This window comes from Cohnella phaseoli, from assembly GCF_003386235.1.
Classification (GTDB): domain Bacteria; phylum Bacillota; class Bacilli; order Paenibacillales; family Paenibacillaceae; genus Cohnella; species Cohnella phaseoli.
Window position 1 is genome coordinate 138,877 of sequence record NZ_QRDZ01000003.1, and the last position, 21,700, is coordinate 160,576.

Consider the following 21,700-nt stretch of genomic DNA (forward strand, 5'->3'; position numbering starts at 1 on the left):
ATTTTTAGAAATATAGAAATTTAGGAGGAAGGGCTGCAGAAGTATGGAGAATTCATGGAAAATTTATTTGCTTGCCGTCGTCAGTTTTCTGGTTGGAACATCGGAAAACATTATCGCGGGCATTCTGGACAGGGTTGCCGAAGACGTGGGGGTGTCGATCGCCGCGGCCGGGCAGCTGATTACCGTTTTCTCGCTTGCCTTCGCGTTTGGGACGCCCGTCGTCATGGCGGCCACGGCCAAAGTCGGACGCAAAAAACTGATGCTCGGCGCGCTCGGCCTGTTCATCGTCGGCAATGCGATCGCGGTTCTGTCTCCCAACTACACTGTATTGATGGTTTCGCGCATGATCTTGGCGCTCGGAACCGGCGTGTTCGTCGTCGCCTCGCTGACGGTCGCCTCCAAGCTGGCGCCCGCAGGTAAGCAGGGGAGCGCCATCGCCACGTTGGTGATGGGGTTCAGCACGTCGCTGATTGTGGGAGTGCCGCTCGGCCGGATTATCGCCGCCTCCTATGACTGGAAACTGATCTTCGCAGGGATCGGACTGCTCAGTCTGCTGGGGGTGGTCGCTATCGCCAGGGCGATTCGGGAGACGGAAGGAGAAGCGCCGGTTCCGTTCCGATCGCAGCTGGCGCTGCTTCGGAGTCCGCGAATCGCGCTCGCTTTGTCGGTGACGTTTTTCTGGATTTTCGGCTATTCGATCATGTATACGTATATTTCCCCGTTTCTGCTGTCAATTACAGGAATGAGCGAACGGGCGGTCAGCGTCGGCTTGTTCGCGTTCGGGATCGCGAGTCTGATCGGCTCCAAGCTCGGCGGCTTCAGCTCGGACAAATGGGGCATCCGCCGCACGCTGCTCGGAGGAATGCTGCTGCACGCCGCGGTCTTACTGCTGCTCTCGGTCTTCTCCCATTCTGCGGCAATGATGTTCCCGCTGCTCATGCTGTGGGCGTTCGCCGCATGGTCTTCGGGACCAACGCAGCAATATTACCTGCTGACGCTTGCGCAGGGAGCTTCGGGAATCATGCTAAGCCTGAATTCCTCCATGCTGCAGCTGGCGATGGCCGGGGGAGCCGGCATCGGCGGCGCGATCGTCAGCGGCGTGTCGTTGTGGTCGATCAGCTGGCTGGGGGCGCTTGCCGTCGCCGCGGCGGCGGTGCTCGCAGCCGCTTCCTTCCGCATCGGTCGCGAAGCCCGGTGGAAGGCGGGAGAGACGCATGCCGCCGCCCTGGCGGCCCCGCAATCCGACGCCGCCTCTCGTTAAAAATAAAAAAATCCGCTCAACCCGATCGAAATTGGTCGGGTTTTGCCATTTTCCCGGGATGAAAATTATGCTACATTAAGGATACTTTATTATAAGGAATGGATGGGAAGCTTCATGAAACCGGATTTGCGCACGGCCCTCGCCCGCAAGCCGCTAGTCGGCGACGGCGCGATGGCGACTTACCTATATCAGCTCGGCCTGCCGGTCGGCGTGTCGTTCGAGGAGTTCAATCTGCTTAAGCCCGACGTTATCGCGGACGTGCATCGACAGTATGCGGCGGCCGGAGCCGAGATTATCGAGACGAATACGTATTCGGCGCAGCAGAACAAGCTTGCCCGCTACGGCTTGGAGAAGAAGGTCGAGGAGATCAACGCCGCCGGCGTCGCGCTCGCCCGCAAAGCGGTCGGAGACGGCGTGTACGTTGTCGGATCGATCGGCGCGGTACGGGGGGGAGCAGGCAAAAATATTCGAACGGCGGTCGTCAAGCGCGATTTTGAAGAACAGATCGGCGTTCTGCTGGCTTCCGGCGTTGACGGGTTGCTGCTGGAAACGTTCTTTGATCTTGAGGAACTGTCGCTGGCGCTAGGGATCATCCGTAAAAAAAGCGACATCAGCGTCATCTGCCAATTCGCGGTCGAGGACCCTGAGAGAACGCACGACGGCATTCCGCTTGCCGATGCGTTCCGCCGGCTGAAGGGCGAGGGCGCGGACGTCATCGGCTTTAACTGCCGCAGCGGGCCGACCGGCATTTTGCGCGCGGTGGAGACGATTCCGGCTGATTTGGGGCTGCCGCTAAGCGTGTTTCCGAATGCCGGCATCCCGGACTATGTGGACGGCAAAGTCGTCTACTCGGCGACTCCGGAATACTTCGGATTGTCGGCTCGCCGATTCGCGGACGCGGGAGCGAAGCTGATCGGGGGCTGCTGCGGAACGACCCCGGAGCATATCGCGGAGATCGCGAAAGCGCTGAATGGGTACTCGCCCGTCGCGCAGACGACCGCTCCTGCACCCGTCGAGAGTCCGGCGATCGTCGTCGAAGCGGCTCCGGCACCGGTCGAGCCGCCTCAGGACGTCGAGCCGAGCATCGTCGATCTCGTGCGCGAACGCCACACGATCATCGTCGAGCTGGACCCGCCGCGCGATCTCGACATCACGAAGTTCATGGCGGGCGCCCAGGCGCTAAAAGACGCGAAGGCCGACGCTCTGACGATGGCGGACAATTCTCTGGCCGTTACCCGGATGAGCAACCTGGCGCTTGCTGCGCTGTTGAAGGAGCGCGTCGGCATTCGGCCGCTTGCGCATATCGCCTGCCGCGACCGCAACCTGATCGGCACGCAATCGCATATGATGGGCTTCGACGCGCTCGACATCGACCATGTGCTGGCGGTGACCGGCGACCCGGCCAAGTTCGGGGATTTGCCGGGTTCAAGCTCGGTATACGATCTGACCTCATTCGAAATTATTCGTATGATCAAACAGCTTAACGAAGGAATCGCCTTCTCGGGCAAGCCGCTGAAGCAGAAAGCGAAGTTCGTCGTCGGAGCGGCGTTTAACCCGAACGTTAAGCATTTGGATAAAGCGGTGCAGCGGCTGGAGCGCAAAATATCGGCGGGAGCGGATTACATTATGACCCAGCCGGTATACGACCCGGAGCTAATCGTGCGGATCGCGGAATCGACCAAGCATTTGAGCGTCCCGATATTCCTTGGCATTTTCCCGCTGGCCAGCGGGCGCAACGCCGAATATTTGCACAACGAGGTACCGGGGATCCAGCTCTCGGATGCGGTCCGCCAGCGGATGAGCGGGCTGGAAGGAGCCGAAGGACGCGCCGCCGGCGTCAAAATCGCCGAAGAGCTGCTGGACGTGGCGATGGAGCATTTTAACGGCATCTACCTGATGACTCCGTTCATGGCTTACGAGATGACCGTTTCCTTAACGGAATACGTTCGTGCGAGGAGCGGGAGCTTGAACCGGAAACAAGCGAATTAAGGCTTTAGTTCCTCTTGTCCCCCCCGTGGTTTTGAAGTACAATAGGCAATAATCGATAGATGTACAAAAAAGGGCATATCAGCCTTCAGTATGCGGCGGGCCGCTTCGGGCAACACTGGAAGCGACAGTCGGGCACCGGCCGCAGCTGTGTGGTAGGAATGACCGGGGGGAAAGTGCATACCATGGCGATCAAGCTGATCAATATCGGATTCGGCAATATCGTGTCCGCGAATCGGATTATTTCTATCGTGAGCCCTGAGTCGGCTCCGATCAAGAGGATTATCCAGGAGGCGCGGGACAGACACATGCTGATCGACGCGACCTACGGCCGCCGCACGCGCGCGGTCATTATTACGGACAGCGATCACGTGATTTTGTCGGCCGTTCAGCCGGAGACGGTTGCGCACCGGTTGTCTACCAAAGACGACGAACACGATGAATGAATTGGGGAACACGATGAACAGAGGAATTTTGTTTGTACTGTCCGGCCCTTCGGGCGTCGGCAAAGGGACCGTTTGCTCCGCTCTGCGCGGCAAGCTGTCCGAGCTCGTGTACTCCGTGTCGGCAACGACTCGTTCTCCCCGCGAAGGAGAGCGGGACGGGGTCAACTACTTCTTCAAGACGCATGAGCAATTCAAGCGGATGATCGAGTCGGACGCGCTTCTCGAGTATGCGGAATACGTAGGCAATTACTACGGCACTCCGCGAGACTTTGTGGAGAAGACGTTGGCCGAGGGTAAGGACATCATTTTGGAGATTGAAGTGCAGGGGGCCATCAAGGTCAGGGAGAAGTTTTCCGAGGGCGTCTTTATTTTTCTCATGCCTCCTTCGCTTAACGAGTTGAAGCAGAGAATCGTCGGCCGAGGCACAGAGTCGCAGGCGACGATCGATCATCGGCTGGCGGTGGCCGTCGAAGAGATGAACCTGCTGCACCATTACGATTATGCCGTCGTCAACGATGAGATCGATTTGGCCTGCAGCCGGATCGGCTCGATCATTACAGCGGAGCATTGCAAGCGGGAGCGTTTTCTGGGCGAGCTTTTCGAGCAGCTCGAGACGCTCAAAACCGCGGATAACGTTTAAATGAAGAGGTGAATAGCATGCTATATCCATCGATCGATGAACTCGTTAAGAAAGTCGACAGCAAATATACGCTAGTTGTAGCCGCGTCCAAGCGGGCGCGCAACCTGCGCGAAGGCGTAATGTGCAATCTCGGCGCACCGAAGTCCCACAAGCAAGTTGGCGTGGCGCTTGAGGAGATCTATCACGAAGCGATCAAAGTCGAGCACATCCATCCGGCGGTTGCGGGCGGAGAAGCGGAATAAGAGCGACACAAAATCGTATAGGAATCGAGAGGAAGGACAACCCGCGCGGTTGTTTTTTTTCTAATGTAAGTTCAAAAAATTCGGTTTTCAGTCGAGAAGATTGGATGAAGCTCAGGGACTGAGGAGCGGAGCGCAGTGAAAGCTACGTGAGCACCGGAAGAACCGGCTGAATTCATGATTCGATGTCAAGTTTGCTTCATGGGATGCTTCGTGATCAAAATCGGATTTTTTGAACTTCCTTTTCTAGGCGGAAATGTAGGGGGAGTTAGGATGAATAAGCCGCTAGCGGGCAAAACGATACTGGTAGGCGTCACAGGGGGAATTGCCGCGTACAAGGCGGCGACTCTGTGCAGTCGCCTGGTCGGCCTGGGCGCATCCGTTCGCGTCATGATGACCGAAGGAGCGACCAAATTCATTACGCCGCTGACGCTGCAGACGCTGACTCGCCATCCGGTGGCGACGGACGTGTTCGACGAGCGGGATGCGGCGATCGTGCAGCATATCGATTGGGCGGATTCCGCCGATCTCGCGGTGGTCGCTCCGGCGACGGCCAACATGCTGTCCAAGCTTGCGAACGGCCTGGCGGACGACATGTTGAGCACAACGCTGCTGGCGACGACGGCCCCGCTGCTGATTGCACCGGCGATGAACGTACATATGTGGGAGCATCCGGCGGTGATCGACAACGTGAATAAGCTAGCTTCAAGAGGCGTTGTGTTTGTAGAACCGGGAACCGGTCAATTGGCGTGCGGCTATGTCGGCAAAGGCAGGCTGGCCGAGCCGGACGAGATCGTGGACGCCATCGTGGCGAAGCTGATCGGGTCTAAGCCGCTGTCCGGACAGCGGGTGCTCGTTACGGCCGGGGGGACGGTAGAACGGATCGATCCCGTGCGCTATATTACGAACGACTCCTCCGGAAAAATGGGGTTCGCCATTGCCGAGGTCGCTCGCGACCGCGGCGCGGAGGTTACGCTCGTATGCGGGAGAACGGAGGCGGCCCCTCCTAACGGGGTGAATGTCGTTCATACGGACTCGGCGCTGCGGATGCGGGACGAGGTCATGAGGCGTTTGGACGGAACGGACATCGTGATCAAGGCCGCGGCGGTAGCCGACTACCGGCCCGCCAGCCGCGCAGATCAGAAAATCAAGAAATCTTCGGATTCGTTGACGCTGGAGCTCGTGCGCAATCCCGATATTTTGCAGGAGGTCGGGGAGTGGAGAGAAGCTCGCGGCAGCGGACCGTTCATCGTCGGTTTTGCTGCGGAGACTGCGGACGTGGAGAAGCATGCTTTGGACAAGCTGGCCCGCAAAAAGTGCGATCTCATTGTCGCCAACAACGTGTCCGAGGCAGGGGCAGGCTTCGGCACGGAGACGAATATCGTCAGCGTGTACGGGCGCGGCGACTTTTTTGAGCATTTGCCGCAAATGACCAAGAGGGCCGTCGCGGAGCGGCTGCTCGACATCGTTAAGGACGCGAGGAAAGGATTGGCGAATCGATGACGGTGGCCAGAGTGATTGTGGACGTTCCCAGCCGGGACACCGATCGGACGTTCGACTACGCGATTCCGGAGCGACTGCGCGAATGGGTCGAGGTAGGCAGTCGGGTGGCGGTGCCGTTCGGACCGCGCAAGCTCCAAGGGATAGTAACCGCCCTGGCCGACGACGCCGAGGTTGACCGCGGGAGGCTAAAGCCGCTCGAGGAGGTGCTCGACGCAATGCCTCCGTTATCCGCGGAACTGGTCGCCTTAGGGGAATGGATCAGCCGCAGATGGCTGTGTCCGCTCACCGTCGCGCTGCAGGCGATGCTGCCCGCCGCTCTTAAGGGGCGAGCAGAGAAATATGTGCAGCAGGCCGCGGGAGCGGTCTGGTCCGATGCGGAGATCGCCCTGAGCGGCGGTCTCTTGCTCGCTTTGCGCAAAGGCAAGCCGCTAAAGCTGGCTACGTTGCTTCAGCAGTATCCCGATCAGGGAGCGCTGCTGAAGCTGTGGCTGCGGGAAGGGCGGCTGGAGGAAAGGCAGCGCGTGGAGGACCAGGTGTCGGTCAAGACGGTGCTGACGGTGTTTCCGGTCGAGACGGAGCACCTGCTGGAGGCGGCGGGGGCAATTCCGGCGCGAGCGGGCAAGCAGCGCGAGGTTGCGGCGTATTTGGCGGAGCATAACGAGCCTATTCCTTTGGCGAAGCTGGCGGAAACGCTGGCGACGACGTCCGGTACGATCCGTTCGCTGGAGGATCGGGGGCTGGTCGAGATCAGGCCGGTGACGGAGGATCGGGACCCCTATGCGGACAGGGATTTTCCGGTCAGTTCGCCGATGCGGCTGACGCCGAAGCAGGAAACGGCTTTGGCTCCGATTCGCGAGGCACTTGACGCACGGGTAAGCAGGACGTTTTTGCTGCATGGCGTGACGGGAAGCGGCAAAACGGAAATTTATTTGCAGGCTATTCAGCGCTGCCTCGATTCGCGGCGCGAGGCGATCGTACTCGTGCCGGAAATTTCGCTGACCCCGCAAATGGTCGAGCGGTTTAAGAGCCGTTTTGGCGCTAGGGTGGCCGTGCTGCACAGCCGCCTCTCTCATGGGGAGCGCTACGACGAGTGGCGCAAAATCCGCGAAGGCAGAGCACAAGTGGCCGTAGGGGCTCGATCGGCGATTTTTGCCCCTTTTGCAAGCCTCGGACTAATTGTTATTGATGAGGAGCACGAGACTTCCTACAAGCAGGAGGAAAGTCCAAAATACCACGCTCGAGACGTCGCGATCGAGCGGGCCAAGGGTCATGGCGCGGTCGTCGTGCTCGGCTCTGCGACTCCCGCTCTCGAAACCTATGAAGCGGCCGTATATGAAGGAAGAGAGACGAAGCTGGGAGAGACGGGCTATATCGCGTTGCCGGAGCGCGTAGCGAATCGGCCGCTGCCACGCGTCCATATCGTCGACATGCGCGAGGAGCTGAAGCTGGGCAATCGGGCGATGTTCAGCCGAATGCTGGCCGACGCTATCCGCAGTCGATTGGAAAAGCAGGAGCAGATGGTGCTGCTGCTGAACCGCAGAGGATACGCCACGTTCGTCATGTGCCGTTCCTGCGGCTATACGGCGGCGTGTCCGCATTGCGAAATTGCGCTGACCTATCATCGCGGCTCGCAAAACCTGCGCTGTCATTACTGCGGCTACTCGGAGACAGAGCCGAAAGTTTGCCCGAGCTGCGAGAGTCCTCATATCCGCTTTTTCGGAACGGGTACGCAGAAGGTGGAAGAGGCGCTGGCCGCGACGTTCCCGGGCATCCGCGTCATTCGGATGGATGTGGACACGACGACGGAAAAAGGCTCGCACGAGCGCTGGCTGTCCGAATTCCGCGAGCGCCGCGCCGACGTGCTGCTCGGCACGCAGATGGTGGCGAAGGGGCTTGATTTTCCATACGTTACACTTGTCGGGGTGCTGGCTGCGGACGCTGCGCTGCGACTGCCGGATTTCCGCGCTTCCGAGCGCACCTTCCAATTGCTGACGCAGGTCGCCGGTCGAGCCGGACGCCACGAGCTTCCGGGCGAAGTTATCATCCAAACCTATGACCCCGAGCACGAATCGATCACATTCGCTCAAGAGCATGACTATCTCGGATTCGCGGAACGGGCGCTTGTGCTGCGCAACCAGCTTGGGTATCCTCCCTATGGCCGCTTGATCTCCGTCACCTTTTCTCACGAGTCGGTTCCGATGCTGTTGTCGATCGGCCAGCAATTTGCGTCCGCACTCCGTGGCAAGGCCGATTCGCTGGGCATTCGTCGGGATTTCGACCTAGGTGGCGCGGCGGCGTTGGAGGTGCTTGGGCCGGTCGCTTCTCCGATTGCGAGATTGAAAGATCGCTACAGGTTTCAATGTATGGTAAAATATCGGGGAGACATGAATGCAAGCCGTCTCGTCTCGGAAACTCTCGGAGACTTGGCGGATGCGGTGAAGAAGGGTGGCGTGCAAGTCAGCGTCGACGTAGATCCGCAAATGATGCTTTGAGAGGTAGTTCAAAAAGTCCGGTTTTGATCACGAAGCGGGTGCGAAGATGCGGATTCGACGTCGAATCCTGCATTCAGCCGGGCCTTGCGGTACTCACGTAGGTTTTGCCTACGCTCCGTTCCTCAGTCCCTAGCTTCATGCAACCTTCTCGGTGCTGAAAACCGAACTTTTTGAACCTGATTGGAAGGGAAGTTCAAAAAGTCCGGTTTTGATCACGAAGCGGGTGCGAAGATGCGGATTCGACGTCGAATCCTGCATTCAGCCGGGCCTTGCGGTACTCACGTAGGTTTTGCCTACGCTCCGTTCCTCAGTCCCTAGCTTCATCCAACATGTTGAACTTGAATTGGAAACACAACGTTTGTAACGAAAAGGAAGGGTGCCGTTATGTCCATTCGATTAATCGTGAAACACCCCGACCCCGTGCTCCGGGAAAGAGCGCAGGAAGTGACGAAATTCAATGCCAATCTGCACAAGCTGCTGGACGACATGGCGGATACGATGTACGACGCCGACGGCGTTGGGCTCGCGGCCCCGCAGATCGGCATTTCGAAGCGCATCATCGTCGTTGACGTCGGAGACGAACACGAGCTCATCGAGATGGTGAACCCCGAGATCGTCGTCTCAGAAGGCGAACAGCTCGGTCCCGAAGGCTGCTTAAGCATTCCAGGGCTGCAGGGAGACGTTCGCCGGGCGAATCGGATCGTGATCCGAGGACTGGACCGCTACGGCAAGCCGATTGAATATGATAGCACGGAGTTTTTGTCCAGGGCGTTTCAGCATGAAGTCGATCACCTGAACGGCGTGCTGTTCATCGACTCTGCGGAATCCGTGTACGAGGCTCGCAAACCGGAAGATCAGGAGCAGGATGGAGATTAAGATGAAGATTTTGTTTATGGGGACGCCGCAATTCGCGGTGCCTTCCCTTGAGGCGCTGCTTGAGCGCGGATACGAGGTCGCGGCGGTTGTCACACAGCCGGATCGTCCTAAAGGCCGAAAAAGAGAGCTGACCCCGTCGCCGGTCAAAGTGTTCGCGACGGAGCGAGGTCTGCCGGTGCTGCAGCCGGAGAAGCTGCGCTCGCCCGAGGGAGTAGCCGCAGTATCGGAAATCGCGCCAGATGTAATCGTAACGGCTGCTTACGGACAAATTTTGCCGAAGTCGGTGCTTGCTTTGCCGCGTCTTGGATGCATCAATGTGCACGGCTCGCTGCTCCCGCGTTACCGGGGGGGAGCGCCGATCCAACGTTCGATCATCGACGGCGAGAAGGTGACGGGCGTGACGCTGATGTATATGGCGGAAGGGCTCGACACCGGAGATATGATTGCCAAAGTCGAGGTGCCGATTACGGACGAAGATACGGCTGGCACGATGTTCGAGAAGCTGAGCGAGGCGGGTTCCAAGCTGCTGCTCGAGTGGTTGCCGCGGATCGCGGACGGTACAGCCGGGCGTACGCCGCAAATCGACGAAGAGTCGACCTATGCGCCGAATTTGTCGCGAGAGGACGAAAAGCTCGATTGGTCGCAGAGCTCGCGTCGGATTTTCGATCGAGTGCGAGGGCTGAACCCGATGGCCGGAGGCTTTACCTTTTTGGGCGGCGAAGTGTTTAAAGTGTGGGGCTGCGCCATTCCGTCGCCGTCGGACGCCGAGTTGCGTTCCGAGTGGACTGAGTATGCTCCGGGAGCCGTACTGGAGACTGGTGCGTTCGGTATTCGCGTGCGGACTGGAGACGGTAGCATCGTACTAACGGACGTTCAGCCTGCCGGCAAAAAAGCGCTGAAAGCAGCGGAGTTCGCTAAAGGAGCCCGTCTGGCTCCCGGCAAGACGCTCGGGTAATCCCGGGCTTTTTTTGATGATTTGGTATTTGGTGGGCGGTTAACGGTCTGCGAGACCGTAAGTGACGACGTTCGTAGGAAAAATGTAGGCGTAACGGCCTGCGAGACCGTAAGAGGCAGCATGTGTGGGGGAAATGTAGGTGTAACGGTCTGAGAGACCGTTAGAGGCAGCGTGCGTGGGAAAAATGTAGGTTTAACGGTCTACGAGACCGTAAGAGGCAGCGTGCGTGGGGAAAATGTAGGTGTAACGGTCTACGAGACCGTAAGAGGCGATGTTCGTGGAGAAAATGTAGGTGTAACGGTCTGAGAGACCGTAAGAGGCAGCGTGCGTGGAGAAAATGTAAGTGTAACGGTCTACGAGACCGTAAGAGACGACGTTCGTGGGGAAAATGTAGGTGTAACGGTCTCATTTGTGTAGCGGTAAACGCAACTATTTCGACTAAAGCGTGTATTAAGAAATCAGGTAAGATGAGGATGCGAATAATGACAAAGACGATTCGAATGCCTGGAGGCAAGCCGCAGGGAGCTCGCGAGGTGGCGATGAGCGTGCTGCACAATGTGGAGACGCGGGGCGCATACAGCGGGCTTGAGCTGAATCAGGCGCTTCAGGCGGCGGGATTGTCGCGCCCTGATGCGGGGCTGGCGACCGAGCTGGTATATGGGACGATTCAACGGCTCAATACGATTGATTATGCTTTGCAGAGCCGGGTGAAGGGCTGGCCTAAGAAAATAGAGCCGTGGGTGCGCGCGTTGTTAAGAATGAGCTACTATCAGCTGCGATGGCTGACTCGCGTGCCTGCCCATGCGGTAGTCGACGAAGCGGTCACGATCGCGAAGAAACGCGGACACGGCGGCATCGGCGGGCTCGTAAACGGCGTACTGCGCGCCGTACAGCGGGAAGGCTTCGCAGGTTCGCTGCCCCAGGGCTTGAAAACCGCGGAGCGGATCTCGCTTGAGCACAGTCATCCGCTTTGGTTGGTGGAGCGCTGGTTGGCCGAGTTCGGCGAAGCGGCGACCGAGCGGATGTGCGCCGCGAACAATGAGCCGCCGCACGTCTCGGCGCGTATCAATCCGCTTAAGACGACGCGCGATGAGATTCTTGCGAAGATGGCGGAGGCTGGAATCGAGGCTGCACCTTCGCGGCTGGCTTCGGAAGGAATTGTTGCGGTGCGTTCCGGCAATCTGGTGCATACGGAGTGGTACAAGCAAGGCTGTTTTACCGTGCAGGACGAGAGCTCGATGCTTGTCGCTTCCGTCGCCGATCCGCGTCCGGGCATGAAGGTGCTCGACTGCTGCGCCGCGCCGGGAGGCAAGACGACGCATCTTGCGGAGAAGATGAAAGACGAAGGAATCGTCGTCGCCAACGACGTTCATCCTCACAAGGAGGAGCTGATCAAGCAGCAGGCCGAACGTCTTGACCTCGCCAGCGTGCGGACGATGACCGGGGATGCGCTGGAGCTGGCCGACAAGCTGACGCCGGAATCGTTCGACGTCGTGCTGCTTGATGCTCCCTGCTCCGGACTCGGAGTTATTCGCCGAAAGCCGGAAATCAAATGGAACAAGACCGCTGCGGATATCGCCGCTCTGGCGGAATTGCAAGTCCGCCTGCTCGACCGGGCCCAAGCGCTGGTCAAACCGGGCGGAACGCTCGTCTACAGCACGTGCACGATCGCCTCGGAGGAGAACGGAGACGCGATCCGCCTGTTTCTGGAGCGCCATCCGGCGTTCTCTCTCGATCCCGAAGGCTGGCCTGAAGAAACGCTTAAATCTGTTCGCGAGGCGGGGCGCCTTACCGAGCCTTTCTCCGGCATGTTGCAGCTGCTTCCCGACATGTTCGGAAGCGACGGCTTTTTCATCGCGCGGCTGCGGAAGCAAAACGGATAATTTTATGATAAAATGAACGAATGGTGGTGACGAAGTTGGAGAAAGAAAACAAGCAGAAGAAAAATATAGAGCTAGAGCATCTCAACCCGTTTATTTACGATTTCTCGTTGGAGCAAATCCAGGAATGGATCAAGGAGCATGGGGAGCCCGCATTTCGGGCTGGGCAAGTCTTCGACTGGTTGTACGTAAAGAGAGTAAACTCTTTTGACGAAATGACGAATTTGCCGAAGCCGCTTAGAGATAAGCTGAACGCGAGCTTTCGATTCGTGACGCTGACGGAGATCGCCAAGTTCGAGTCCAAGGACGGCACGGTCAAGTTCCTGTTCGGACTGCAGGATAATCATGCGATTGAAACGGTAATTATGCGGCATAACTATGGCAACAGCGTTTGCGTAACGACGCAGGTCGGCTGCCGAATCGGCTGCACGTTCTGCGCTTCGACGCTGGGCGGCCTGAAGCGGAGCCTGACTGCGGGAGAGATTATCGCTCAAGTCGTTAAGGCCCAGCAAATTCTCGATCCTCTGAACGAGAGGGTGTCGAGCATCGTTATTATGGGGATCGGCGAACCGTTCGAAAATTACGACGCGACGATGAGCTTCCTGAGAACGATGATTCATCCGAAAGGGCTTAACATCGGAGCCAGACATATTACGGTGTCAACGAGCGGCATCGTGCCGAACATGATTCGGTTCGCGGACGAGAATACGCAGATCAATCTGGCGATTTCCATCCATGCTCCGAACGATGCGCTGCGTTCCAAGCTGATGCCGGTTAACCGCAGATATCCGTTCGCGGATGTTATCGATGCCTGCAAATATTATATTGAGAAAACAGGCCGAAGAATTACGTTCGAATACGCGCTGATCGGCGGCATGAACGATCGGCCGGAGCATGCCGAGGAGCTCGGAGAAGTGCTGAAGGATATGCTGTGCCACGTCAACCTGATTCCCGTCAACTACGTGCCGGAACGAAACTATGTCAGAACGCCGAGAGACGATATTTTCGAGTTTCAGCGAGTGCTGCAGAAGAACAACGTAAACGTAACGATCCGCAGGGAGCAGGGCCACGATATTGCGGCGGCGTGCGGTCAACTGCGGGCGAAGCATATGGAAACGACGACGGGGTGATGCGGGAATGTTAACGGTATTGCGAAGCCATGTCGGCAAAGTCCGGCAAGTCAATGAAGACCAGGCCTGGAGCGGCGCGCTTGCGGACGGATGGACCGCGGCGATCGTCGCCGACGGAATGGGCGGCCATCGCGCGGGCGACGTGGCCAGCTCGCTCGCCGTGGACAGCCTTGTGCAGTCGCTGCAGGCGTGGGGACATACGGCGTCGGCCGCCGACGCCGCAACTAAACTTAGCGGGATTGTAAAGCAGGCCAACAAGGTCGTGTTCGACACAGCTTCGCTCAACGATCGATATCACAACATGGGTACGACCGTCGTCATGGCGCTCATTCGGGAAGATGCCGCTTTGCTCGGACATATCGGCGACAGCCGCGCTTATCGTCTGCGCGGCGGCCAGCTTGAATTGCTGACGGAAGACCATACGCTGGTCAACGAGTTGACCAAATCCGGTCAACTGACTCCGCAGGAGGCCGCTCACCATCCGCGCCGCAACGTGCTGACGAGAGCGCTTGGCACAGACCGGGAGGTAGATGCGGACGTACAGCTGATCGACTGGCAGAACGGAGATGTTATGCTGCTCTGCAGCGACGGCTTGAGCGGACTGGTGGAGGATTCAGAGGTACAGGCCGCGCTGGAGCGTCCGGGAACGGGTTTGGAGCAGCGGGCCGATGAATTGATCGAGTTGGCCTTGGCGGCAGGCGGAGACGATAATATTACGGTTGTGCTTGTCGCGGACGACGGACGGGCATATGCGGCGGGAGGAGATACGGCATGATCGGACATACGCTAGGCGGCCGTTACGAGCTACTGGCTCGAGTCGGCGGCGGCGGGATGGCTCTCGTCTATAAAGCCCGCGATCTGCTGCTCAACCGCTTCGTGGCGGTCAAGGTGCTGCGACAGCAATTTACCCACGACGACGATTTCGTGAAGAGATTCCGGCGCGAGGCGCAAGCTGCCGCATCGCTGTCCCATCCGAACATCGTCAGCATTTACGATGTCGGACAAGTCGACGATACGCATTATATCGTGATGGAGTTCATCGACGGAGCCAATCTGAACGAAATTATTCGCGAGAGGGCTCCCCTGCAAGCGGACGAGGCGGTTAGAATCGCCATGCAAATTTGCGACGCTTTGGAGCATGCCCATCATAATCAAATCATTCATCGCGATATTAAACCTCACAATATCCTGATCGGCAACAACGGGCGCGTCAAGGTGACGGACTTCGGCATCGCCAGAGCCGTTACTTCCTCGACGATTACGCAGACGGGGTCCGTTATCGGCTCCGTGCACTATTTCTCCCCGGAGCATGCCAAAGGCGTTGCGACCGGGGAGAAGTCGGACCTTTACTCGCTGGGCATCGTGCTGTACCAGATGATGACCGGAAGACTTCCGTTTTTGGGCGAAAGTCCGATCAGCGTCGCGCTGAAGCATTTGCAGGAACCGTTCGAGCAGCCGCGCCTGGTAAACCCGCACATTCCGCAAAGCGTGGAAAACATTATTTTGCGGGCGATGCGCAAAAATCCTCAGGAACGCTACAATTCCGCCAAAGAAATGCAGCGGGATCTGGAGACGTGTCTGCAGCCGCAGCGACTGAATGAGCCGGCGCGGATGTACGAGAGCGACGACGAGGACGAGCAGGACAAGACGAAGGTCGTCCCGGCGATCCGGTCGGACATGCGCAATACGATCGAAGCTCCGGCGGTCAAACCCTCCGAGGAGCGCTGGAACGATGACGATACGGGCGAGCGCAAGCGCAAATGGGTGCTGCCGACCGTTCTGGGCGTCATCGCTGTTGTGCTGATCGGCGTGCTGATCTGGGCGGTCTCTCTGCTCAAGGATGTCACCAACGAAGACGTCCCGGTTCCGAACGTCATAGGCGACGAAGAGCAGAAGGCGATCGAGAAATTGACAGAGGCCGGGTTCCAGATCGTGGATCCGACGATTTATAAGGAAGTCGAGGACGAGAAGGATGACGGGCTCGTCATCGATCAGTCGAAGAAGGATATCGTAGCCAAGGAGGGCTCTCCGATCCAGCTCACGGTAGGCAAGGCGAAGGAGCTTCCGCCGATGCCGGCGCTTACCGGACTGCAGTACGATGCGGCGGTTACGCAGCTTCAGGCGATGGGCGTTAATCCGAACAATATTATTCCAAGCGAAAAGTATAACGAGAGCGAGCCTGGCACTGTACTCGACCAGATTCCTCCGGCCGAAGCCAAGTTCGATCCGACCTCGGCAATGACGAAGATTACGCTGGTCATTAGCAAAGGCGAGGAATCGTTCCCGATGCTTGAATTGATCGGTAAAACCGAAGCCGAGGCCAAAGCGATGATTGAACGGCAGGACTTGGTGCTGCAGGAAGTCTTCCGCGAACCCAGCTACAGCACGCCGAAGGGTGAAGTATTTAAGCAGTTCCCTGCCAATAAGGACGAAATGGTGACTCCGAAAACCAAAGTTCAGATCTGGGTGAGCAGCGGATATCCGGCGGACGCTTTGGAGAAGCGGCTTTCTGTAACCGTGTCTCCTGCTGTGGAAGGGCAGCCGAGCGACATCAAGATTATGTATTCCGACGCAACCGGAGACAATATCGAGAATGTGTCGAAGCGGATCAGCTCGACGACTTCGTTCCCGGTTAAGCTGATTTTGTCTCCGGATAAGACAGGGCTGATCACGATTATGCGCGACGGCGTATTTTTGAAATCCGAGCCGGTCTATTACGACGATAGAGATATTCCGGCATCCGTAACGCCGGAGGAGCCCGGTTCGGGAAGCTCGGACCCGAGCGAATCGCCGGTAGAGACTACCGGAGAAGACGCCACGGACAATCCGGAGGAAGGGGAAGGCGGCGTCTCGCCATAAGGCGAGGCTCGACTTCTCCTTCCGGAACTCGCAAAGGAGCTGTGACTGAGTGCCTGAAGGCATTATCGTTAAAGCATTAAGCGGCTATTATTACGTCCAGGACGAGAACGGCGGAGAACCGGTGCAGTGTCGCGGTCGGGGCATCTTCAAGAAGCGGGGCGAGTCTCCGCTCGTTGGGGATCGCGTCGCATACAGCGAGACGGACAACGGGGAAGGAACGGTCGAAGCGATTCATTCGCGCTCCTCGCAGCTTGTAAGGCCGCCGGTCGCCAACGCCGATCTGGCCGTGCTCGTCTTTTCCGTAGTCAGACCGGAGCTGAACCTGGGTCTGCTCGACAAGTTTCTCGTGCATATCGAGCATGTCGGCCTCGACGCGCTGATCGTCTTCACGAAGCTGGACCGGATTCCGGACGGGGAGGAGGGCGAGCGGATTCTTCGCGATGTGGCGGAGGCTGAAGCGCTGTACTCCTCGATCGGTTATCAGGTGTTGAAGACGAGCGCTCATCGGGGCGAAGGCCTTGACGAACTGAGAGCGGCCTTGGCCGGACATATCAACGTGCTTGCGGGTCAATCCGGCGTCGGCAAGTCGTCGCTCGTCAACGCGCTAGTTCCGGGGCTTCGGCTTGAGACGAACGAGATTAGCGACAAGCTGGGGCGCGGCAAGCATACGACGCGGCATGTGGAGCTGATTTTGCTTGCAGGAGGCGGTTATATGGCCGATACTCCCGGCTTCAGCCAATTGGATTTCAACGAGCTCGGCATCGACGAGATCGGAACCTGCTTCCGTGAGTTTGCAGAAAGGTCGTCCTCCTGCAAATTCCGGGGCTGCACGCATACGCACGAGCCGCAATGCGCGGTGCTGGAGGCGAAGGAACAGGGCTTGATCGCAGTTAGCCGATACGACAATTACGTCGCTTTTATGACGGAGTGGAAAGAAAACAAGCGGAGGTACTGACATGACGATTATCGCGCCGTCCATTCTCGCTTCGGATTTCTCCAAGCTAGGCGACGAAATTCGCAGCATTGAAGCTGCCGGAGCGGATTGGGTACATATTGACATTATGGATGGACATTTCGTGCCGAACTTGACGTTCGGACCGCCGATTGTGGAGATGATTCGACCGGTCACGAAAATGTTTTTCGACGTGCATTTGATGGTGGAAAACCCGCAATCGCTATTTCCCGCATTGGCCAAAGCCGGCGCGGAGCGAGTAACGGTGCATCCCGAAGCCTGCGTTCATCTGCACCGCACTTTGACGGAGGCGAAGGAGCTGGGCATGAAGGCGGGGGTCGCCTTAAATCCGCACACGCCATTATCGGTGCTGGAATATATGCTTGACGAGATCGATCTCATTCTTATTATGACCATCAATCCCGGATTCGGGGGGCAAAGCTTCCTGCCTGCCATGCTGCCTAAGCTGCGCGATCTGCGCGCTATGCTTGAACGCCATGGCAAAAGCGATATTTACGTTCAGGTGGACGGAGGCATCAATGCCGACACCGCGAAGCTTGTCAAGGAAGCCGGAGCGAATTCTCTGGTGGCGGGCACGTATATATTCGGACATCCGGACCGGGCGGCGGCGATCGCTTCTCTGCGCTGACATTTGTCTGGAATAGGACAAAGCTTCCTCCGCATACATTGGAATCAGTAGCGCGCTTCGGCGAGAACAGAAGCTTGCGAGGGTTCAGCCTGCGGAGGAGGGATGGGACGATGAAGTTTTACACCATCAAGCTGCCGAAATTTTTAGGTGGCTTCGTCAAAGCGATTCTCAATACTTTTCACAAAAATTGACGCCTTGTAGTAGGCAAGCATAAAAAAAAGAAAACCGTCAGACGAATCTGACGGTTTTTTTCCTCATGGCTGAATCAGTCTGACTTACACGCGGGTTACCGCTCCGGACTTCAGAGCTTTGGCGCTAACGAATACGCGCTTAGGCTTGCCGTTCACCAGAATACGCACTTTTTGCACGTTAACCCCCCACGTACGGCGGGAAGTGTTGTTCGCGTGAGACTTGTGGTTGCCCGAACCTGGCTTTTTCCCTGTAATATAGCATTTACGAGCCATTAAAATACACCTCCTTGCCACGTCCATACAAATACTTCACTATATTAGCATAGCGCGTATCCGGATGCAACGAGAAAAGCGCTTATTTCAAGCTTTTGCGGCGTAATCGCGAGAAATGGCAACAGAACGGCTTCATTCTCCCGTTTTTTTATAGTACAATGAGGTATAGTCCATAATAAGCCGTAAAGGAGTGAATTTCCATGCCTCTGCAACTCGCATCGGAGAACGGAAAAATTGATGTGGCGGATCAAGTGATCGCCGTGGTCGCCGGTTCGGCGGCATTGGATTGTTATGGACTGGTCGGCATGGCGTCCCGCAAAGGTTTGAAGGACGGGATCGCGGAGCTGCTCGGGCGGGAAAATCTGTCGCGCGGCGTGGAAGTGCGTCACGAAGGCGAGCAGGTTCACCTGGATTTGTACGTGATCGTTAGCTATGGAACGAAAATTTCCGAGGTCGCCCACAACATCCAGTCCAAAGTGAAATACGTACTGGAAGAAGTCGTTGGCCTGCGGGTCGATCAGGTGAACGTCAACGTTCAAGGAGTGCGAGTACTGAAGTAGCTTATTTTTAAAGGGCGTTCAAAAAGTTCATCGCGTATTTCGGTCGCGAAAATCGAACTTTTTGAACACTCATTAGGGAAGGGGAATTCATCATTGAGTAAGCGCTTCTTGAACGGAAGTGAATGGGCGGCCATGATCTTGCTCGGTGCGGAGCGATTGTCCCGCAACGAGGAGCGCGTCAACGCCCTTAACGTATTTCCCGTGCCGGATGGCGATACGGGTACGAATATGAATTTAACGATGTCGGCCGGAGTGGCCGAATTGAAAAATAAGCCGTCAGACGAAGCGGGCAAAGCTGCGGAAGTTTTGTCCAAAGGACTTCTGATGGGAGCGCGGGGCAATTCGGGCGTCATTCTGTCGCAATTGTTCCGCGGTTTTGCGCGCGCAATTTCGGGCCAACGCGAGCTTACGGCGCCTCTGTTCGCAAGCGCGTTGCAACAGGGAGTTGATACCGCTTACAAGGCGGTAGTCAAGCCGGTGGAAGGGACGATTCTTACGGTTGCGCGGGAAGCGGCCAAGCACGGCTTGTCCGTGGCAAGGAGAACGGCGGACTTGACCGAGCTTATGCGCGAGGTGCACGCCAAAGCGCTTGAGACGCTGGCGCGTACGCAGGACATGCTGCCGGTGCTGAAGCAGGTCGGCGTCGTCGATTCCGGCGGACAGGGACTTGTGTACATTTACGAGGGCTTTGTCGATTACTTAAGCGGCAGCGTACAGGACGGAGAAGCAACGGCAGCGAGTTCGCTCGGCATGCGTTCTGCTCCGGTCGTCCCCGCTGCGACCGCGCCGGAGCGCAGACCGATCTCTCCGGGATCGTCCGCGCAAGCGAAAATTACGACCGAAAGCATCGCGTTCCCTTACGATATGGAGTTTTTTATTCAGCGCTTCACGACGTCGGCTCCATTTCCGGAACGTACGTTCCGACAGGCGCTTGAGCGGGACGGCGACTCGATTATTCTGATCGAGGACGACGATATCGTGAAGGTGCACGTTCATTCGCGGCGTCCGGGCGACGTGCTGAATCTGGCGCTTACCTACGGCGCAATTACGCAGATTCACATTTTAAACATGCAGGAGCAGCATCGCGAGCTGCTGGCCCAGAAGCATGACGAGCCGGCCGCTTCCTCGCAGGAGACGCCGAAGGTCGACTACGCGCTTCCGGGCGTCGTGGATTTGCCTGCCGTCACTGCTTCTCCGGAGAGCGAGCCGAATCCGGACGTCTACGAATTGGCTTCTTACGGAGTTGTAGCAGTCAGCGTCGGCGACGGCAACGCAGAGCTGTTCCGCAGTCTCGGCGTCGACATCGTGCTGTCCGGCGGCCAAAGCATGAACCCGAGCACGGAAGATTTGCTCGGCGCCATCGCTTCGTTGTCTGCACACCACATCATCGTGCTGCCGAACAATCCGAACATTGTGATGGCGGCCAGGCAGGCGGCCGAGCTGGCGGAGCGTCCGGTAACCGTGCTTCCGACGCGCACGCTGCCGCAAGGCATGGCGGCGATGCTGGCGTTCCAGGAGAGCGAGCCGGAGCAGACGAACATCGATCGAATGACGAAGGCGTTCGAGCGCGTCGTTACCGGATCGGTCACGAAGGCGGTCAGAGATACCGAGATGGACGGCGTGCAAGTTAAAGAAGGCCATTACATCGGGATTCAGGACAAGAAGATCGTCGTATCGAACGAAAGCTTGCTTGAGGCGGTCAAGGGGCTGCTTGGCGCTTTGCTGGAGACGGGCGAGGAGATTCTGACCGTGCTGACCGGGGAGGGGGCCGACGCCGAGCAGACCGAGGAGCTTGGCCGCTGGCTCGGCGAGACGTATCCGAATGCAGAGGTTGAGATTCATGAAGGCGGCCAGCCGCTGTACCCGTATCTGTTGGCGGTCGAACCGTAAAATTCATGTAGGGTTGGAGGAGACGAGCTATGGCATCGGTTGTTCTGGTTACGGACAGCACGGCGGACATTCCGCGTGCGACAAGAGAGAGGCTTGGCATCGAGATGGTGCCTCTGAAGGTCAACTTCGGTGAAGAAAGCTACCTGGACAACATTGAGCTTGAGCCAGCCGAATTTTATAAGAAGCTGGCGGGCTTTGGCAAGCTTGCGACTTCCTCGCAGCCATCGCCGGCTGATTTTCACGAGGTGTACCAAAGGCTGACCGATGCGGGTCATGAGGTCATTTCCATCCAGCTCTCCAGCGCGATGAGCGGCACGTACCAGTCAGCGACGATCGCCAAGTCGATGCTGGACGGCGATTCCGCCGTGACGATCGTCGATTCGAAATCCGCTTCGTTCGGCTACGGTCATATTGTCGTCAGAGCCGCCGAGCTGGCGCAAGCAGGAGCGAGCAAAGCCGACATTCTCGCCGAGGTCGAGCGGATGCGCTCGGAGCTTCGTCTCTATTTTCTCGTGGATACGCTTGAGTATTTGCAGAAAGGCGGCCGTATCGGGAAAGCGTCGGCTGTGCTCGGCTCCTTATTGAACATTAAGCCGATTCTGTCTATCGACAAGGAAGGCGTCGTCTATCCGTTCGATAAGGCGAGAGGACAGAAGCGAGCGATGGCGCGAATTGCCGAAGTGCTGGAATCCGATCTGAAAACCAGGCCGTTGAGCTTGGTCGTAGCCACCACTCCGGGGTATACAGACGGTGCGGAGGAAATGGCCGAGCTGCTCAAAAGCAAACTTAATGTGAAGGAATACGCAGAGACGGAGATCGGGCCGGTCATCGGCGCGCATGCGGGACCGGGCACGATCGGGATATTCATTTTTCCGCTGGATTCCTGAATTCTGGCAAGTCGATAAAGAGGTTGGTCTT

At 57.7% G+C, this 21,700-nt stretch carries 20 protein-coding genes; 19 read left to right on the forward strand and 1 reads right to left on the reverse strand.

Features of this window, described 5'->3' with window-relative positions:
- Positions 1 to 43: 43 nt before the first annotated feature.
- The 16 genes from DFP98_RS04830 (at position 44) to spoVM (ending at position 18,059) form a co-directional block, all read left to right on the forward strand.
- Complete coding sequence (locus DFP98_RS04830) at positions 44 to 1,261, forward strand: MFS transporter (RefSeq protein WP_116059431.1); 1,218 nt, start codon at positions 44 to 46, stop codon at positions 1,259 to 1,261.
- Positions 1,262 to 1,375: 114 nt separating this feature from the next.
- Entirely contained in the window at positions 1,376 to 3,250 is a 1,875-nt protein-coding gene (locus DFP98_RS04835; RefSeq protein ID WP_116059432.1) for a bifunctional homocysteine S-methyltransferase/methylenetetrahydrofolate reductase, read from the forward strand.
- Between the two features lie 182 nt (positions 3,251 to 3,432).
- Complete coding sequence (gene remA / locus DFP98_RS04840) at positions 3,433 to 3,693, forward strand: extracellular matrix/biofilm regulator RemA (protein ID WP_027084220.1); 261 nt, start codon at positions 3,433 to 3,435, stop codon at positions 3,691 to 3,693.
- A gap of 13 nt (positions 3,694 to 3,706) precedes the next feature.
- Positions 3,707 to 4,333, forward strand: a complete 627-nt coding sequence (gene gmk / locus DFP98_RS04845; protein WP_116059711.1) for a guanylate kinase — start codon at positions 3,707 to 3,709, stop codon at positions 4,331 to 4,333.
- A 17-nt stretch (positions 4,334 to 4,350) separates the two neighbouring features.
- The gene (gene rpoZ, locus DFP98_RS04850) at positions 4,351 to 4,575 is read left to right on the forward strand and encodes a DNA-directed RNA polymerase subunit omega (RefSeq protein ID WP_116059433.1); all 225 of its coding nucleotides are present in this window, start codon (positions 4,351 to 4,353) and stop codon (positions 4,573 to 4,575) included.
- A gap of 270 nt (positions 4,576 to 4,845) precedes the next feature.
- Positions 4,846 to 6,075 carry a bifunctional phosphopantothenoylcysteine decarboxylase/phosphopantothenate--cysteine ligase CoaBC gene (gene coaBC, locus DFP98_RS04855; RefSeq protein WP_116059434.1) on the forward strand — a complete coding sequence of 410 codons (1,230 nt, stop codon included), beginning with the start codon at positions 4,846 to 4,848 and terminating at the stop codon, positions 6,073 to 6,075.
- On the forward strand, positions 6,072 to 8,567 hold the full coding sequence (gene priA / locus DFP98_RS04860) for a primosomal protein N' (RefSeq protein ID WP_116059435.1): 2,496 nt from the start codon (positions 6,072 to 6,074) through the stop codon (positions 8,565 to 8,567). Before coaBC ends, priA begins: the two co-directional genes overlap by 4 nt.
- A gap of 384 nt (positions 8,568 to 8,951) precedes the next feature.
- A complete protein-coding gene (gene def / locus DFP98_RS04865) occupies positions 8,952 to 9,443 on the forward strand; it encodes a peptide deformylase (RefSeq protein ID WP_116059436.1) in 492 nt (163 codons plus the stop codon).
- A 1-nt stretch (position 9,444) separates the two neighbouring features.
- Complete coding sequence (gene fmt / locus DFP98_RS04870) at positions 9,445 to 10,398, forward strand: methionyl-tRNA formyltransferase (RefSeq protein ID WP_116059437.1); 954 nt, start codon at positions 9,445 to 9,447, stop codon at positions 10,396 to 10,398.
- Positions 10,399 to 10,880: 482 nt separating this feature from the next.
- A complete protein-coding gene (gene rsmB / locus DFP98_RS04875) occupies positions 10,881 to 12,281 on the forward strand; it encodes a 16S rRNA (cytosine(967)-C(5))-methyltransferase RsmB (protein ID WP_181917494.1) in 1,401 nt (466 codons plus the stop codon).
- A gap of 26 nt (positions 12,282 to 12,307) precedes the next feature.
- On the forward strand, positions 12,308 to 13,408 hold the full coding sequence (rlmN, locus tag DFP98_RS04880) for a dual-specificity RNA methyltransferase RlmN (protein WP_484014557.1): 1,101 nt from the start codon (positions 12,308 to 12,310) through the stop codon (positions 13,406 to 13,408).
- 7 nt (positions 13,409 to 13,415) lie between these two features.
- The gene (locus tag DFP98_RS04885) at positions 13,416 to 14,183 is read left to right on the forward strand and encodes a Stp1/IreP family PP2C-type Ser/Thr phosphatase (RefSeq protein ID WP_116059440.1); all 768 of its coding nucleotides are present in this window, start codon (positions 13,416 to 13,418) and stop codon (positions 14,181 to 14,183) included.
- Positions 14,180 to 16,267 carry a Stk1 family PASTA domain-containing Ser/Thr kinase gene (gene pknB / locus DFP98_RS04890; RefSeq protein ID WP_116059441.1) on the forward strand — a complete coding sequence of 696 codons (2,088 nt, stop codon included), beginning with the start codon at positions 14,180 to 14,182 and terminating at the stop codon, positions 16,265 to 16,267. The genes DFP98_RS04885 and pknB overlap by 4 nt, the downstream gene beginning before the upstream one ends.
- A gap of 49 nt (positions 16,268 to 16,316) precedes the next feature.
- Positions 16,317 to 17,222: a ribosome small subunit-dependent GTPase A gene (rsgA, locus tag DFP98_RS04895; RefSeq protein ID WP_116059442.1), complete on the forward strand. Its 906-nt coding sequence runs from the start codon at positions 16,317 to 16,319 to the stop codon at positions 17,220 to 17,222.
- Position 17,223: 1 nt separating this feature from the next.
- On the forward strand, positions 17,224 to 17,868 hold the full coding sequence (gene rpe, locus DFP98_RS04900) for a ribulose-phosphate 3-epimerase (RefSeq protein ID WP_116059443.1): 645 nt from the start codon (positions 17,224 to 17,226) through the stop codon (positions 17,866 to 17,868).
- A 110-nt stretch (positions 17,869 to 17,978) separates the two neighbouring features.
- Positions 17,979 to 18,059: a stage V sporulation protein SpoVM gene (gene spoVM / locus DFP98_RS04905; protein WP_041064529.1), complete on the forward strand. Its 81-nt coding sequence runs from the start codon at positions 17,979 to 17,981 to the stop codon at positions 18,057 to 18,059.
- Between the two features lie 84 nt (positions 18,060 to 18,143).
- Here the strand turns inward: spoVM and rpmB are convergent, their stop codons facing one another.
- Positions 18,144 to 18,332, reverse strand: coding sequence for a 50S ribosomal protein L28 (gene rpmB, locus DFP98_RS04910; protein ID WP_116059444.1), 189 nt, complete (start codon positions 18,330 to 18,332; stop codon positions 18,144 to 18,146).
- Between the two features lie 200 nt (positions 18,333 to 18,532).
- Between rpmB and DFP98_RS04915 the strand changes: the two genes are divergently transcribed.
- The 3 genes from DFP98_RS04915 (at position 18,533) to DFP98_RS04925 (ending at position 21,669) form a co-directional block, all read left to right on the forward strand.
- Complete coding sequence (locus tag DFP98_RS04915) at positions 18,533 to 18,892, forward strand: Asp23/Gls24 family envelope stress response protein (protein ID WP_116059445.1); 360 nt, start codon at positions 18,533 to 18,535, stop codon at positions 18,890 to 18,892.
- A gap of 93 nt (positions 18,893 to 18,985) precedes the next feature.
- Complete coding sequence (locus tag DFP98_RS04920; RefSeq protein ID WP_116059446.1) at positions 18,986 to 20,782, forward strand: DAK2 domain-containing protein; 1,797 nt, start codon at positions 18,986 to 18,988, stop codon at positions 20,780 to 20,782.
- A gap of 29 nt (positions 20,783 to 20,811) precedes the next feature.
- Positions 20,812 to 21,669, forward strand: a complete 858-nt coding sequence (locus DFP98_RS04925; RefSeq protein ID WP_116059447.1) for a DegV family protein — start codon at positions 20,812 to 20,814, stop codon at positions 21,667 to 21,669.
- Positions 21,670 to 21,700: the final 31 nt, after the last annotated feature.